The organism is Xenorhabdus griffiniae, assembly GCF_015163655.1.
Taxonomy (GTDB): domain Bacteria; phylum Pseudomonadota; class Gammaproteobacteria; order Enterobacterales; family Enterobacteriaceae; genus Xenorhabdus; species Xenorhabdus griffiniae.
Window position 1 is genome coordinate 1 of the sequence record NZ_JADEUF010000097.1, and the last position, 15650, is coordinate 15650.

Below are 15650 nucleotides of genomic sequence, written 5' to 3' on the forward strand. Positions count from 1 at the left end.
GGGCAACATCGCAAAACAGGCCAAAAGTGCACATCGGCGTTTTAGGTTCGCGGGGATGGGCGGAACAGGTAAAAATGGTTCTTTAACAAGCTGATAGTCAAAGAAAAAATCACCTAAAACAGTATGACCGCACCGGAATCGTTCCTAAGACCCCATTGGGTTGCTGGGTGGATTTAATCCGTATGGATATGTGCATAATCCGGCGAATTTTATAGATCCGTTCGGGTTAGAAACGTGCCCGGAAATCATAGCTCGTGTGAAGGCTAATATTGAAGCAAGTAAGGCAGCTAGAGAATCGTCAAATACGGGGGGTAAGACCCCTGATCCTAAAGATAGAACCTTAGACGGTTTTATGAAAAAACATGTTGCTCCTGACCGCGAGACATTGTTATTCACGCAATCGCCAGGTTTTAATAATAATAAAGGTAAAGTAGGCGGGCAATTTAAGCGCTATGGTTTAGATTCTCATGCTGGTATTAGCCCTCATGTCCATCAACCAGTAAGAAATGTTTCTCCTAAAACTGGAGATGTATATGGTTCACAAGGAACAAAAACGAGTGATGGCGGTGTTACTTCACCTTCTACAAAAGATATAAAACAGTTATATGATCATGTATACAACGGAAAATATAATCTATGAAAAGTAATTTCGATTGTTCTCAATTAATATCATTTGATTGGAATGAAAGCGCTCCTCCGTCATCAACATATTTGTTTGAAAATATCGGCTTTGAGGTGAAGTTCAATGATGAAGTTCAATTTGTTAAGCTGGATTACTTCAAAGAATATAGTGATAAATACTTTATTGATTTTGTAGATAAAACATTCGCAGGTGAGTTTGAGGACTGGAAAGAATATGAAAATCCTACAAAGAGAATAATAGAGTTTAGTGATGCTATTCAAAAATTCATATCAATGAACAAATTGACACATGTTAAGTTATTTATCAGTTTTTTTGCTGAAAAAGACATCAGTGATGATCATTGTGAAAAAATAAAGTGTTCTAATTTATTAGAGGCTTTATTTTTAATGTCAAAAAGTAATTTTGATATATGGGTTGATAACTTAATAATTGAAATTGAGTAATATTTGAATATAAATGAGTCATGAAGCCGGAATGATCCCTATGATCTTCCGGCTTTCTTTTTTAAGAGCTCTCAGTTCCTGCCCTTAGCGGCTTTTATACTCCCCAATCAACCCCGCACAACCCCGCATCCGCAGCTTAATCTCACTGAGCTGGTCTTGCTCGCGCCGGTACTGTTGCTTAATCGTGCGGGTGTCATCGCTGTCAGGGATCAGCACCAGACAACGATCCAGTATCTTTACGGTTAGTGTGCAGCCCTTATCAAAGCCTGCCGCCTTAAACCATTAGCCTTTAAGATGGATCGCAGGTGGGGCGGCTACCTTATCATTTTGCGGCACGTATCCCACGGTGTAATAATGTTCTATTTTCATATCCTTATTTACACGCGGTTTTGCTTAGAATGTGCCTTAACCATCTGAACCACGTTCAGTTCAACCGTCGTGATGCGCTGGGACGGAAAATTGTACGCTGGTATGGAGCCAGCATCTGAACACCTGGAGCCACGCGGAAAAACGCGGCGGCGCGCCATCCCATCACCCTGATTCACAACCAAAAAGTTCTATTGTGAAGTAGGAAGAAAGGTTGTTGGGATGGGGATATAAGCAATGGGGGTTAAAATTTTTCCTTAGCTCTAAATAGCAAAAAACCCCGATGCACTCACCGAGGTTATTATGAACACTTCTGCAGAGGAAACCAATTTGCTATTTGACGGCTGGAAAACAGAACCGCTTTAACCCGCTTTCAAACAAAAGTGTTCCACAAGCTGTGAAAGTAGCGTCCTTGTTGGTTCAATAAATGCCATATCTAAAAATTCATCGGGCTGATGTGCTTGTTCAATTGATCCTGGTCCTAGGACTAAGGTCGGACACAATGCCTGTATAAAAGGTGCTTCCGTACAGTAATTGACGGTATCTGCCTTGGTTCCCAACAGTTTTTCAATCACGCCGACCAGTTTGTGGTCTGTTGGACATTCATAACCCGGAATAGGGGGATGAAGCTCAGTCACACTCAGGCGGCCAGGCCAGCGCTGTTTGACCGGTTCCAGAGCGTCATTCAGCAATTCATTCAAATTCTGTAAAGTCAATCCAGGAAGCGGGCGGATATCCATATGTAGCTCGCAGCAGGCACAAATACGATTTGCGGCATCACCGCCGTGAATATGGCCGAAATTCATGGTTGGATAAGGGATGACAAATGCCGGATTGTGATAGCGTTCTTGTAAGGTATGGCGTAGTTTTATGAGCTGGGTAATGGATTCGTGCATCAGATCAATGGCATTGACGCCCCGTGCCGGATCACTGGAATGCCCGGATTTTCCTTCAATGCGGATCGCTTGGGCGATATGCCCTTTATGGGCGCGGATTGGCTGTAATGATGTGGGTTCGCCAATGATGGCAAAATCAGGCCGAATATGGGTATTGGCAGCAAAGTAACGTGCACCTGCCATGGATGTCTCTTCGTCAGCGGTAGCCAGAATATACAGAGGATGTGATAGTTTGCTGACATCGATATCCCGTAACGCATCAACGATAAAGGCAAAGAAACCTTTCATGTCAGCCGTCCCAAGTCCATATAATTTGCCATCGCGTTCGGTCAGCGTGAAAGGATCTTGTGTCCAACGCCCCTCATCAAAAGGAACGGTATCTGTATGTCCACATAGCAGCAAACCACCTGAACCACTGCCCAATGTTGCCAGCAGATTGAATTTACCTCTGGTTTCAGGGACGCCCTGAATTTCAATGGAAAACCCGATCTCTTTTAGCCATTCCGCCAGCAGATTGATAACAACTTCATTGCTTTGATCGTGTTCAGCATCGGTGGCGCTTATCGAAGGAGCCGCAATGAGCTGATGATATAATTTAATAAAAGACGGTAATTTAATATTCACTGTTGACAGCCCTTACTCATAATAGTATCAATATTCATGCATATTTATTGCATATGAATGCAATTGGGTCATTAAATTAATATTATTGGGTTAATACTAAAGGTGAATAAATCCCATGTTGAATACGCTGATAGTTGGTGCCAGTGGTTATACCGGAGCTGAGTTAGCAGCATATCTGCAACGTCATCCCTATGTCCATCTCTCCGGCTTGATGGTTTCTTCTCAAAGTTTAGATGCAGGGAAATGTTTTTCTGAACTTCATCCACAATATCAAGGTATTGTGGATTTACCCTTACAGCCGCTAACTGAGGTGATTGAGGCGGCAAAAGGGATGGATGTCGTCTTTCTCGCCACTGCTCATGAAGTCAGCCATGATATTGCCCCGATATTTCTGGCAGCAGGTTGTATCGTGTTTGATTTATCTGGTGCCTACCGCGTACAAAATACACAGTTCTATAAAAAATACTATGGATTTGAACATAAAAATACGCAGTGGTTGGAGCAAGCCGTATATGGGTTGGCAGAATGGCAAGCAGAGAAAATCAAGCAAGCACAATTGATTGCCGTTCCCGGCTGTTACCCTACCGTTTCCCAACTTTCCTTGAAACCGTTGCTTGAACAAAATTTATTAGATACAGAACATTGGCCTGTTATCAACGCTGTCAGTGGTGTCAGTGGCGCTGGCCGAAAAGCATCGATTGCCAATAGCTTCTGTGAAGTGAGTTTGCAACCGTATGGTGTTTTTAACCATCGTCATCAACCTGAAATCACCACACATTTAGGTACAGAGGTGATTTTCACCCCTCATTTGGGCAATTTCTCACGCGGTATTCTTGCCACAATTACCTGTAAGTTGAAATCTGGTGTGACAGAAGCACAAATTAGGGAAGCTTATCAACAGGCATATCATGATAAGCCGTTGGTACGGTTATATAGCAAAGGCGTTCCCGCGTTGAAAGCTGTTGTTGGTTCGCCATTCTGCGATATTGGTTTTGCTGTTCAGGGGCAACATCTGATCATCGTAGGAGCTGAGGATAATTTGTTGAAAGGGGCAGCGGCACAAGCAGTACAGTGCATGAATATTCGTTTTGGGTATGAAGAAACTCAGGCATTACTTTAACTTCTAAAATAACTGAATGCCGAAAAATTAAAATTCCGACAGAGGATAAATCCGATGGAGCCGTTAGTTATCAAGTTGGGTGGTGTGTTATTAGACAGTGAAGAAGCGCTGGAACGGTTATTTACCACATTACAGTTATATCGAAAAACACATAAACGTCCGCTGGTTATTGTACATGGCGGTGGTTGCTTGGTTGATGAGCTGATGCAACGATTGCAGATGCCTATTTTGAAGAAGCAAGGCTTGCGGGTTACCCCTGAGGATCAAGTTGACATCATTACGGGGACGCTTGCCGGAACTGCCAATAAGAAATTATTGGCGTGGGCAACAAAGTATCGTTTGCCTGCTATCGGATTATGTTTGGGTGATGGAGGGATGGTTAAAGTTTCTCAACTTGATGAAGAGCTTGGCCACACTGGAAAGGCTCAACCAGGATCACCTGATCTCCTGCAAATTTTGCTGGATGTAGGCTATATGCCGATTATCAGCTCGATTGGTATTACTGAACAGGGTGAATTGATGAATGTGAATGCCGATCAAGCTGCGACAGCTATCGCACAAGTGCTGAATGCAGATTTGGTCTTGTTGTCCGATGTCAGCGGTATTTTGGATGGGAAAGGGAAAAAAATCCCAGAAGCCACGGCAGAGCAGATCGGGCAGCTTATCGATCAAGGCATTATTACTGACGGCATGATAGTGAAAGTGAATGCAGCGCTGGAAGCGGCAAAAACACTCGGACAACCCGTAGATATTGCGAGTTGGCGTCATGCAGATCAATTGATTGCGTTATTTAATGGCATACCTATTGGCACACGAATTTTGGCGTAATTGAACGTGTATTTACCGAACTTATGTTTTTACTAAAATTAAAAAGGTTACCCCTATGACTAAAAGCATTAAGAAAATCGTTTTGGCATATTCAGGTGGTTTGGATACATCCGCCATTATTCCGTGGTTGAAAGAGCATTATGGCAATTGTGACGTGATTGCGTTTGTCGCTGATGTCGGCCAAAGTCGTGAAGATCTGGAAGGCGTGGAGCAAAAAGCGTTACGTTCCGGCGCTTCCGAATGCCATGTCGTTGATCTGCGCGAAGAGTTTATCAAAGAGTATGTTTATCCTGTGTTAAAAACTGGCGCCCTGTATGAGGGAAGTTATCTGCTCGGTACTTCAATGGCTCGTCCAATTATTGCCAAGGCACAGGTTGAGCTGGCTTTGAAAGTAGGAGCGGATGCCGTCGCTCATGGCGCAACAGGTAAAGGTAATGATCAGGTTCGGTTTGAAAGCACTTATACCGCGTTGGCACCACATCTGAAAGTTGTGGCTCCGTGGCGGGAATGGGATCTGCGTTCCCGTGAAGCGCTGCTGGATTATTTAAAAGTTCGCGATATTCCGACAACCGCAACGCTGGAGAAAATCTATAGCCGTGACGAAAATGCATGGCATATTTCAACCGAAGGCGGGGTTCTGGAAAGCACGTGGAACGCTGCCAATAAAGATTGTTGGGCGTGGACAGTAGAGGCAGAAGAGGCACCCAATGAACCGGAATATGTCACGGTGATGGTTGAAAGAGGTGAAGTGGTTGGTGTGAATGGTCAGGCGCTTTCACCTTATCAATGTCTTGATGAGTTAAATAAGTTGGGGGCCAGGCACGGCATTGGCCGGATCGATATCGTGGAAAATCGTTTGGTAGGCATGAAATCCCGCGGTTGTTATGAAACTCCGGGGGGAACCATCATGATGGAAGCATTACGTGGTATCGAACAACTGGTTTTAGATCGTGATAGTTTCAAATGGCGTCAACAACTGGGGCTGGAGATGTCTTATGTGGTTTATGATGGCCGTTGGTTTGCGCCATTGCGTCAATCAATTCAAGCGGCAGCAGAAATGTTAGCGGCCAGTGTCAGCGGTGAAGTTGTCCTGAAACTTTATAAAGGGCAGGTAACGGCAGTGCAGAAAAAGTCAGCTAATAGCCTCTATTCTGAAGAATTCGCCACTTTTGGCGAGGATGAAGTTTACGATCACAGCCACGCAGAAGGGTTTATTCGCCTCTATTCGCTTTCTTCACGCATTCGTGCACTGAATAGCAAAAAGTAATTTTGGGGCGATCAACTTTTATACGCATAAACTTCAAGTTGCAATTTACAACACGATATGAAACCTGATATCTCCCCCGCGAAGCGGGGAGATATCACACGTATCTTGAAGTGAGATTGGTATAGTAATTAATAACGATTAGAAAAACAGGAACGATATTATGGCACTTTGGGGTGGGCGTTTCAGTCAGGAAGCCGATCAGCGCTTCAAGCAATTTAATGATTCACTGTGTTTTGATTATCGCTTGGCGGAGCAGGATATTATTGGCTCGGTTGCGTGGTCAAAAGCGTTGGTTACGGTAGGCGTGTTCACTGCCGAAGAGCAGCAAAAGCTGGAACTAGCCTTAAATGAGTTACTGGATGAAGTGCGAACCAACCCCAAGGCCATTTTGCAAAGCGATGCGGAAGACATTCACAGTTGGGTTGAAGGGCAACTTATCACGAAAGTGGGCGATTTGGGTAAAAAACTCCATACGGGACGCAGCCGTAATGATCAGGTCGCAACTGACTTGAAATTATGGTGCAAAGATCAGATTGTCCACATTCTGACAGCATTAGTTGAGTTGCAACAAGCATTGGTATTCACTGCTGAAAATAATCAGGATGCAGTCATGCCAGGTTATACCCATTTACAGCGGGCGCAACCTGTCACTTTTGCCCATTGGTGTTTGGCCTATGTGGAAATGCTTAATCGTGATGAAAGCCGACTGCAAGATGCATTAAAGCGGTTGGATGTCAGTCCATTGGGATGCGGGGCATTGGCAGGAACGGCTTATGATATTGATCGTGAGCAACTGGCGTCATGGCTGGGCTTTGCTTCAGCGACACGCAATAGTCTGGATAGTGTGTCTGACCGAGATCATGTTTTGGAGCTACTGTCAGATGCGAGCATTAGTATGATTCATCTTTCGCGTTTGGCTGAAGATTTGATTTTCTTTAATAGCGGAGAGGCCGGCTTTGTTGAGTTGTCGGATCGGGTAACTTCCGGCTCTTCCTTGATGCCGCAAAAGAAAAACCCAGATGCGTTGGAACTTATCCGCGGTAAGTGTGGACGGGTGCAAGGCGCATTGACGGGGATGATGATGACGTTAAAAGGGCTTCCTCTCGCCTACAATAAAGATATGCAGGAAGATAAGGAAGGCTTGTTTGATGCACTGGATACCTGGTTGGATTGTTTGCATATGGCGATACTGGTGTTGGATGGCATTCAGGTAAAACGCTCCCGTTGTGAGGAAGCAGCAAAGCAGGGATATGCTAATGCAACTGAGCTGGCGGATTATCTGGTGGCAAAAGGTGTTCCGTTCCGCGAAGCACATCACATTGTTGGTGAAGTTGTTGTTGCGGCAATTGACCGAGGTAAGGCGCTGGAAGAGCTTTCTCTATTTGAATTGCAAAAATTTAGCAATGTCATTGCTGTGGATGTCTATGACGTTTTATCGTTGCAATCGTGTCTAGACAAGCGACTGGCAAAAGGTGGGGTAGCGCAAGAACAAGTGAAGCAAGCGATTGTTCAGGCCAAGAAGCGATTTAGCTAAAAACATCAGTAATCACATGCGGTTGATAGTTTTTTCCCCTCGTGGATATAATGATTTATTGGTCAATACTATCATTGATATCAAATGCTGAGGTTGGGAATGAATATCCGCGATCTGGAATACCTTGTAGCGCTTGCTGAATACCGGCATTTTCGCCGAGCCGCTGATGCTTGTCATGTCAGCCAACCGACACTAAGCGGGCAAATCCGCAAACTGGAAGATGAGCTTGGCGTGATGCTGCTGGAACGCACTAGTCGCAAGGTATTATTCACCCAACAGGGAATGTTGCTAGTGGAACAGGCCAAAACCATTTTGAGAGAAGTGAAGGTTTTGCAGGAAATGGCCTCGCTTCAAGGTGAAAGTATGTCTGGGCCGTTGCATATCGGCCTTATTCCAACAATCGGTCCCTACCTCCTGCCACTTATTATTCCTGAACTGCATAAATTGTTCCCCAAATTGGAAATGTACCTGCATGAGGCTCAAACCCTAAACTTGTTGGCTCAACTTGATAGTGGCAAGCTTGACTGCGCTATTTTGGCGTTGGTGAAAGAAACCGACGCATTTATCGAAGTGCCGTTGTTTGAAGAACCTATGAAACTGGCGGTATATGAAGAGCATAAATGGGCTGGACGGGACAAAATTAAGATGGCGGAGCTATCCGGCGAGAAGTTATTGATGCTGGAAGATGGACACTGTTTGCGTGATCAGGCGATGGGATTTTGTTTTCAGGCAGGCGCCAAAGAAGATACCCATTTTAGGGCGACCAGTCTGGAAACTCTGCGCAATATGGTCGCGGCGGGGAGCGGCATTACGTTATTACCTGATTTGTCAGTGCCGAATGAAAGAAGCCGGGATGGGGTTTGTTATCTGGAGTGTTATGAACCAGAACCGAAACGCTCTGTCATATTGGTTTATCGTCCCGGCTCACCTCTGCGTGGTCGCTATGAGCAATTGGCAGAGGCGATTCGGACTAAAATGGGTAATTATTATGAAATACTTGGAAAAACCTCAAAATAATCGGTTTAGCCCATTAAGTGCTGCAACACGGTAGGCTTCTGCCATTGTTGGATAATTGAAGGTAGTATTAACGAAATATTCGATATTATTGCCTTCACCTTTCTGTTCCATAATGGCCTGACCAATATGAATGATCTCTGCCGCACGTTCACCAAAACAGTGGATGCCTAAAATCTGTTTTGTCTCACGGTGGAACAGGATCTTGATGCTGCCAACATTCATACCGGCAATTTGTGCCCTTGCCAGATGTTTGAATTGGGCACGTCCTACCTCATAAGGGATTTTCATTGCGGTTAATTGCTGCTCAGTCTTACCAACGGAACTAATTTCAGGAATGGTATAAATGCCGGTTGGGATATCTTCCACCAGATGCAGATCAGCATGGCCTGTGATAATCGCTTTTGCCGCGATGCGTCCCTGATCATAGGCCGCAGAAGCCAAACTTGGATAGCCAATAACATCTCCCACAGCATAGATGTTTTCATTATTGGTTTGGTAGACGCGATTGACTTTCAGTAACCCGCGGTTATCTGTTTCCAGTCCAACATTTTCTAAACCGAGAGTGTCTGTATTGCCTGTTCTGCCATTGGCATACAGCAAACAATCCGCTTTGACTTTCTTGCCGGATTTCAGATGAACGATGACACCATTATTAACGCCTTCAATTTTTTCATATTCTTCGTTATGACGAATGACTGTGCCACTATTCCAAAAATGGTAGGAGAGCGCATCAGACATTTCTTGATCAAGAAACGACAGAAGATGATCGCGGGTATTGATCAAATCCACCTTCACACCCAATCCGCGGAAAATAGAGGCATATTCACAACCAATCACACCGGCACCATAAATAATGACATGGCGAGGTTCGTGATCCAGTTGCAATATGGTATCGCTGTTATAAATACGGGAGTGGGTGAAATCGACATCAGGAGGGCAGTAAGGGCGGGAGCCGGTGGCGATGATAATGTTGTCTGCACTTAAGATATCAACACTATCATCGGCATAACGCACACTGACCCGATGTTCATCAATGAAAGTGGCTTCTCCTGCAAACATTCGACAACGGTTACGTTCATAAAACCCCTGCCGCATCTTAGTTTGCTGGTTAATCACGACTTCAGCATGGCGCAGAATTTCTGAAAACGAGGAACGAAGAATGCGGGAGTTATCACTGTAGAGAGGATTTTGATTAAATTCGATAATACGACTAACAGCATGGCGGAGAGCTTTCGACGGAATTGTGCCCCAATGAGTACATCCACCACCGACATTATTATAACGTTCTATAACAGCAACGTTTTTGCCTTGTTTTACTAACCCCATTGCTGCTCCTTCCCCTCCGGGACCAGAGCCAATCACAATGGCATCAAAATGAGTATGTTGCATAGAGGAAAGACCTGTTTTTACACAAAATAACAACGCTATCTTAACATTACTTGATGCAATAACCCAATGAGCATAAGGTTTTTATCTCATTGCTTAGAAATAGATCAGGAAAACATCGAATAATATCTTTAAGAGAACAATCACAGCAAACTTAGCAGAATCTGTTATATTTGCCTGATTGAAGTCGAGATAGATCAGGATTGTTGTGAGTAACGTAACCGGCGTTAGAGCAAAACAAAAAGAAAAAACCCGCCGCTCCCTGATTGAGGCGGCATTCAGCCAACTCAGTGCTGAACGCAGTTTTACCAGCTTGAGCCTACGGGAAGTGGCTCGGGAAGCGGGTATTGCACCAACTTCTTTTTATCGACATTTTCGCGATGTGGATGAACTGGGGCTGACGATGGTGGATGAAAGCGGTTTGATGTTGCGTCAGTTAATGCGTCAGGCCCGTCAGCGTATTGCCAAAGGCGGCAGTGTCATCCGTACTTCGGTTTCAACCTTTATGGAGTTTATTGGCAACAATCCTAACGCGTTCCGGCTATTGCTGCGTGAACGCTCCGGTACATCGGCTGAATTTCGTGCGGCTGTAGCACGGGAAATCCAACATTTTATTGCCGAATTGGCAGACTATCTTGAGCAAGCCAGCCATATGCCACGTCATTTTACTGAAATACAAGCCGAGGCGATGGTGACAATCGTGTTCAGTGCAGGTGCAGAAGCGCTGGATATTGATGAAGAAAAAAGGCGTCGTCTCGAAGAGCGTTTGGTTTTGCAACTCCGCATAATTTCCAAAGGCGCTTATTATTGGTATCGTCGTGAGCAAGAAAAAAATACTGTCTCTAAAGCGAGCCCTAAAACCCCCTGAATAATAATGAAAGGAGAATAATACGATGGAACAATACCGCCAAGATAAAAGCACAATGTTGCTGGCTCTTATCGTTGGAATGGCAACACACGGAACTTTCTCAACATTTTTTAATTCATTTGTCCCTTTTTCTATTTTCCCTCTTATTACACTGGCACTTTCTTTGTATTGTCTCCATCAACGTTATTTGAATTATCCAATGGCAGAAGGATTACCCAAACTGGCCGTTGGGTGCTTCTTCTTAGGCATGTTTGTGTATAACGCCTTCATTCGAATGGAATATCCAGCAATTGGCTCTAATTTCTTGCCTGTCGTTATTGGCACTGCCTTGGTGTTTTGGATCTACTTAAAGATGAAAAAGCGTAAGCAGCAAGTCGCGTTCGCTTCAGAAAACCAAAATTAGTCGCTTTTATCGAGAATGGTTCAATAAAAAACGCCACAAAATTGACTCTGTGGCGTTTTGTTTTTAATGATGACTAAGTTCTTTTCTCTAGCAGAACACCGCACTCCATATGATGGGTATAAGGGAATTGGTCAAAGAGCGCCAGTTGGCTGATTTTGTGAGTCTGTGTTAGCGTTTCCAGATTTTGGCAGAGCGTTTCTGGATTACAGGAAATATAAAGAATACGTGGATATGCTTGAACCATTTTTAGCGTCTCTGCATCCAGTCCGCTGCGCGGTGGATCAACAAAAATGGTTTCACATTGATAACTGCTTAAATCAATTCCTTGCAAGCGATTGAACTCACGCTCTCCGTTCATCGCCTGGGTAAATTCTTCTGCTGACATGCGGATAATCTGTACATTATCAATTTTGTTTGCTGCGATATTAAATTGGGCGGCAGCCACTGAAGGTTTGGCTATTTCTGTCGCCAATACTCGTTCAAAATTCTGCGCCAACGCCAGAGAGAAATTACCATTACCGCAATACAGTTCAAGTAAGTCACCTTTAGAGCCTTTGGTGATATCAATTGCCCATTCCAACATGTGCACATTGATATTGGCATTCGGCTGGGTGAAGCTATTTTCAACCTGACGGTAAATCATCGTCTTGCCTGCAACAGGCAAAACTTCATCAATATAGTCATGGTCAAGCATGATCTTGGTTTTTGCTGCGCGTCCAATAAGTTGCACATCAAACCCTGCTGCTATGAGTTGAGTTCGCAGAGCAGTTGCATGTTCACGCCATTCATCCCCCAATTTTTTGTGGTAAAGCAGAGAGACAATGATTTTGTTACTGCGGGTAGAAAGGTAATCTACTTGAAACAGTTTATGGCGTAATACGAGATTGTCTTTTACGCCAGCAATGATGGCCTGCATCATTTTATTGATTAGCTGATTGGCAACTGGAAATTGATCAATGCGTATACGCTGTTTAGTCTGCTGATCAAACATAATGTGATAGAGATCATCTTCTTCATGCCAGATACGGAATTCTGCGCGCATTCTGTAATGTGATGCCGGGGAACGGAAAACTTCAGGCTCAGGTGCGCTAAAGGGGAGCATCATTCCTTTTAGACGATGGACTTTCTCCATCAATTGATTTTCATAATTTTCCGTTGGCAAAGCATTCTGCATTATCGGGTTCTCGTATGGTCGCGTTAAGAAAAATTTCCGAGCGGCATTGTAGGGCAAGTGCAAAGGATGTCCAGTTTTCTGGTTTATCAGCGCTTTTTTTGATAGAGAGGCATTCTGGACACGCTAAAGTCTTCATCGTAGCATGACTCTTTATAGTTAAATATAGCTAGCCAGATAACACACATTCTCATTACAAATTTTATGGTAAATAAAAAACAGATTCCTCTATATGTTGCGTACGTGGCGATATTTTTTGGCTGGAACCATCTTGCAATTGCAGATAGTCAGGATACGTTGGTGGTTACAGCCCATCGCTTTAAGCAGCCGATTTCTTCAGTGTTGGCGCCAACGACGGTAGTGACTCGTGAAGATATAGATCGTTGGCAATCCAGTAGCTTAGTTGATGTTTTGCGCCGTTTGCCGAGTATTGATATTGCGCAGAATGGTGGTATTGGGCAGCATTCTTCTTTATTTGTTCGTGGTACGAACTCAAATCATACACTGGTGCTGGTGGATGGACTCCGTTTGAATCAGGCGGGTATTACCGGAGCCGCCGATTTTAGCCAAATCCCAATTTCAATGGTGCAAAGAATAGAATATATCCGTGGTGCGCGTTCGGCTGTATACGGTTCTGATGCCATTGGTGGCGTGATTAATATTATTACAAAACGACAACAACGCGGGACAACACTGAATGCGGGGATCGGCTCGAATGGATATCAGAACTATAATGGTTCAACACAGCAAAAATTCGGTGAGAATACTTTATTAACTACAGCTGCAGGTTATACCTATACTAAAGGGTTTGATGTGATAGTTGATGGTAAAACAGGGGGACATCGTCAGCCAGATCGTGATGGTTTTATGGGTAAAATGTTGTGGTTGGAAATCGATCATAAAATAAATGAGCAAATGAGTGGGTTTGCTCGAGCCTATGGATTTAATAATCGGACCGCTTATGATGCATGGAACTTCGGCGAAGCAGACACGCGCGAACTGTTCAGTCGTTCCTATGATGTGGGGCTTCAATTTAATCAAGGCCTCTATTCTTCCCAATTCATTGTCAGTTACAGTCGTGTTAAAGATTACAATTATGTTCCTAAACATGGGCGTTATGGCACAAGCTCCAGTCTAAGTGATTCAAAACAATACAATGTGCAGTGGGGAAATACGTGGCAGGTTGCTCATGGTGCAATCAGTAGTGGGATTGACTGGAAAAGAGAATGGATTGCCGCAGGCTCTAATAACATCCCTGTACAGAAACATGTTGATAATACGGGACTATATTTAACTGCTCAGCAACAGGTACAGGATGTCATTTTAGAAGGTGCTGTGCGTTCAGATCATCATTCTGAATATGACTGGAATACGACGGGGCAAATCGGCATTGGCTGGGAATTTGTTGATGGTTACCGTCTTATCACTTCGTATGGAACGGCATTCAAAGCGCCGACTTTGAATCAACTTTATAGCAAGTGGGGAAATGAAAGCCTTAAACCAGAAAAAAGTCAGCAATGGGAAATTGGCATTGAAGGATTGACCGGGCAGCTTAATTGGCGTCTATCTGCTTATCATAACGATATTGAGCAGTTGATAGAGTTTGCCAATAACCACTATGAGAACGGTGATAAGGCAAAAATAAAAGGCGTTGAGTGGACGGGAACAATGGAGACTGGCTTATTCCAACATCAACTCACATTGCAGTACATTGATCCGCGTGATGGTCATGGTCAGCAATTGACTCGCAGGGCTAAACAGCAAGTTAAATACCAATTGGATTGGGCAGCCTTTAATGTCGATTGGGGAATAACCTATCAATATATTGGTCGGCGTTATGACCAAGACTATAGTGAATATCCTGCGAAAACAGTGAAATTAGCGAGTACAAGTCTGTGGGATGTTAGCGCCTCATATCCGATCACTGACCACCTTACAATCCGTGCTAGAATAGCTAACCTGTTTGATAAAAATTATGAGACAGCCTATGGCTATCGCACCCCAGGACGAGAGTTCTATCTCACTGGAAGCTATAACTTCTGATTTAAATAAAACTGCCCGTCCAACGATTCTGGTTTTTGATTCTGGAGTAGGCGGTTTATCTGTCTATCAAGAGATTCGGCAACTCTTGCCGGATCTCCACTATATATATGCATTCGATAATGAAGCATTTCCTTACGGAGAAAAAACAGCAAAAGTAATAATAGAAAGGGTTGTTCAGATTGTTGATGCAATCCAGAAAAAACATCCTTTAGCGGTTGTTGTGATTGCTTGCAATACGGCCAGTACAGTCAGCTTGCCCGCCCTGCGTGAACGTTTTTCTTTTCCTGTTGTTGGTGTTGTGCCAGCGATCAAACCTGCGGCGAAGCTAACTTGTAATCGCGTTGTGGGATTGTTGGCGACACGCGCCACAGTGAATCGCGACTATACCAAAGAATTAATTGCAAGGTTTGCTACGGATTGCCAGGTGTATGCAATTGGCTCTGCTGAATTAGTCGAGTTAGCTGAGCGAAAATTACATGGCAAGAATGTTCCATTAAAAGAGTTAGAGAAAATACTAAAACCGTGGCTAAGAATGAAAGAGCCACCGGATACTGTCATTTTGGGTTGTACGCATTTCCCTCTGATAGCAGAGGAAATTGCGCAAGTCTTACCAGATGGAACAAGATTGATTGATTCGGGAGCGGCGATTGCTCGTAGAACGGCATGGTTGATAAAAAATCGGGAAGATTTGTTTTTAACAACGGCTAATAACTTAGCGTATTGCACAAAAGTTGAGGCATCGAATGAAGATCTACGGCCCGTTTTACGCGAATTAGGTTTCTTAACGCTGGAAAAACTATCAACTTAAGTGCAATTTGGCGCAATAATCACCGGTCGGTGATTTTTTTTAAAAAAACTATTGCCAGTATCAAAAAACTCCCTATAATGCGCCACCACTGACCGACGCTAAGCTGAAACGCGCGGCGACGGCGGTGAGAGAAAAGGGAAAATAATCGCTTGACTCTCAAGGCGAAAAGCGTAAGATACGCAGCCTCGCAACCCGGAAGTGACTTCCGGTTGCCAACGCTCTTTAACAAGTTA

At 44.1% G+C, this 15650-nt stretch carries 15 protein-coding genes; 11 read left to right on the forward strand and 4 right to left on the reverse strand.

Going from position 1 to position 15650, the window contains the following annotated elements; genetic code table 11:
- Positions 1–256: 256 nt before the first annotated feature.
- Positions 257–640, forward strand: coding sequence for a hypothetical protein (locus IQ211_RS14180; RefSeq protein ID WP_189760654.1), 384 nt, complete (start codon positions 257–259; stop codon positions 638–640).
- Positions 637–1086 carry a hypothetical protein gene (locus IQ211_RS14185; protein WP_189760653.1) on the forward strand — a complete coding sequence of 150 codons (450 nt, stop codon included), beginning with the start codon at positions 637–639 and terminating at the stop codon, positions 1084–1086. Before IQ211_RS14180 ends, IQ211_RS14185 begins: the two co-directional genes overlap by 4 nt.
- 728 nt (positions 1087–1814) lie before the next feature.
- On the opposite strand, the gene argE is transcribed toward IQ211_RS14185, so the two are convergent.
- Complete coding sequence (argE, locus tag IQ211_RS14190) at positions 1815–2972, reverse strand: acetylornithine deacetylase (RefSeq protein ID WP_189760652.1); 1158 nt, start codon at positions 2970–2972, stop codon at positions 1815–1817.
- 115 nt (positions 2973–3087) lie between these two features.
- Here argE and argC point away from each other — a divergent pair, with 115 nt between their 5' ends.
- From argC to oxyR, 5 genes are all read left to right on the forward strand, one after another.
- Positions 3088–4092: an N-acetyl-gamma-glutamyl-phosphate reductase gene (argC, locus tag IQ211_RS14195; protein ID WP_189760651.1), complete on the forward strand. Its 1005-nt coding sequence runs from the start codon at positions 3088–3090 to the stop codon at positions 4090–4092.
- 54 nt (positions 4093–4146) lie between these two features.
- A complete protein-coding gene (argB, locus tag IQ211_RS14200; protein ID WP_189760650.1) occupies positions 4147–4920 on the forward strand; it encodes an acetylglutamate kinase in 774 nt (257 codons plus the stop codon).
- A 55-nt stretch (positions 4921–4975) separates the two neighbouring features.
- Positions 4976–6187 carry an argininosuccinate synthase gene (locus tag IQ211_RS14205; RefSeq protein ID WP_189760649.1) on the forward strand — a complete coding sequence of 404 codons (1212 nt, stop codon included), beginning with the start codon at positions 4976–4978 and terminating at the stop codon, positions 6185–6187.
- 160 nt (positions 6188–6347) lie between these two features.
- Positions 6348–7721, forward strand: a complete 1374-nt coding sequence (argH, locus tag IQ211_RS14210) for an argininosuccinate lyase (RefSeq protein ID WP_189760648.1) — start codon at positions 6348–6350, stop codon at positions 7719–7721.
- A 99-nt stretch (positions 7722–7820) separates the two neighbouring features.
- A complete protein-coding gene (gene oxyR, locus IQ211_RS14215; RefSeq protein ID WP_189760647.1) occupies positions 7821–8738 on the forward strand; it encodes a DNA-binding transcriptional regulator OxyR in 918 nt (305 codons plus the stop codon).
- Here oxyR and sthA read toward each other — a convergent pair.
- Complete coding sequence (sthA, locus tag IQ211_RS14220) at positions 8730–10127, reverse strand: Si-specific NAD(P)(+) transhydrogenase (protein WP_189760646.1); 1398 nt, start codon at positions 10125–10127, stop codon at positions 8730–8732. The genes oxyR and sthA overlap by 9 nt on opposite strands.
- A 205-nt stretch (positions 10128–10332) precedes the next feature.
- Between sthA and fabR the strand changes: the two genes are divergently transcribed.
- Positions 10333–10992 carry an HTH-type transcriptional repressor FabR gene (fabR, locus tag IQ211_RS14225; protein ID WP_189760645.1) on the forward strand — a complete coding sequence of 220 codons (660 nt, stop codon included), beginning with the start codon at positions 10333–10335 and terminating at the stop codon, positions 10990–10992.
- 25 nt (positions 10993–11017) lie between these two features.
- Positions 11018–11395 carry a YijD family membrane protein gene (locus tag IQ211_RS14230; protein WP_189760644.1) on the forward strand — a complete coding sequence of 126 codons (378 nt, stop codon included), beginning with the start codon at positions 11018–11020 and terminating at the stop codon, positions 11393–11395.
- Positions 11396–11468: 73 nt separating this feature from the next.
- On the opposite strand, the gene trmA is transcribed toward IQ211_RS14230, so the two are convergent.
- Complete coding sequence (gene trmA / locus IQ211_RS14235; RefSeq protein ID WP_189760643.1) at positions 11469–12569, reverse strand: tRNA (uridine(54)-C5)-methyltransferase TrmA; 1101 nt, start codon at positions 12567–12569, stop codon at positions 11469–11471.
- 201 nt (positions 12570–12770) lie between these two features.
- Between trmA and btuB the strand changes: the two genes are divergently transcribed.
- Positions 12771–14609 (forward strand): TonB-dependent vitamin B12 receptor BtuB, encoded by a 1839-nt coding sequence (btuB, locus tag IQ211_RS14240; RefSeq protein ID WP_189760642.1) that lies wholly within the window; start codon positions 12771–12773, stop codon positions 14607–14609.
- The gene (gene murI, locus IQ211_RS14245) at positions 14554–15417 is read left to right on the forward strand and encodes a glutamate racemase (RefSeq protein ID WP_189760641.1); all 864 of its coding nucleotides are present in this window, start codon (positions 14554–14556) and stop codon (positions 15415–15417) included. Before btuB ends, murI begins: the two co-directional genes overlap by 56 nt.
- 19 nt (positions 15418–15436) lie before the next feature.
- On the opposite strand, the gene IQ211_RS19650 is transcribed toward murI, so the two are convergent.
- The coding region (locus tag IQ211_RS19650; protein ID WP_228011599.1) for a hypothetical protein at positions 15437–15650 on the reverse strand (214 nt) is incomplete at its 5' end.

Coding starts and splice junctions, on each gene's coding strand:
- IQ211_RS14185 (WP_189760653.1), top strand. CDS start 637: ATGAAAAGTAATTTCGATTGTTCTCAATTAATATCATTTGATTGGAAT.
- oxyR (WP_189760647.1), top strand. CDS start 7,821: ATGAATATCCGCGATCTGGAATACCTTGTAGCGCTTGCTGAATACCGG.
- murI (WP_189760641.1), top strand. CDS start 14,554: ATGGCTATCGCACCCCAGGACGAGAGTTCTATCTCACTGGAAGCTATA.
- btuB (WP_189760642.1), top strand. CDS start 12,771: ATGGTAAATAAAAAACAGATTCCTCTATATGTTGCGTACGTGGCGATA.
- IQ211_RS14205 (WP_189760649.1), top strand. CDS start 4,976: ATGACTAAAAGCATTAAGAAAATCGTTTTGGCATATTCAGGTGGTTTG.
- argB (WP_189760650.1), top strand. CDS start 4,147: ATGGAGCCGTTAGTTATCAAGTTGGGTGGTGTGTTATTAGACAGTGAA.
- IQ211_RS14230 (WP_189760644.1), top strand. CDS start 11,018: ATGGAACAATACCGCCAAGATAAAAGCACAATGTTGCTGGCTCTTATC.
- argC (WP_189760651.1), top strand. CDS start 3,088: ATGTTGAATACGCTGATAGTTGGTGCCAGTGGTTATACCGGAGCTGAG.
- trmA (WP_189760643.1), bottom strand. CDS start 12,569: ATGCAGAATGCTTTGCCAACGGAAAATTATGAAAATCAATTGATGGAG.
- argH (WP_189760648.1), top strand. CDS start 6,348: ATGGCACTTTGGGGTGGGCGTTTCAGTCAGGAAGCCGATCAGCGCTTC.
- sthA (WP_189760646.1), bottom strand. CDS start 10,127: ATGCAACATACTCATTTTGATGCCATTGTGATTGGCTCTGGTCCCGGA.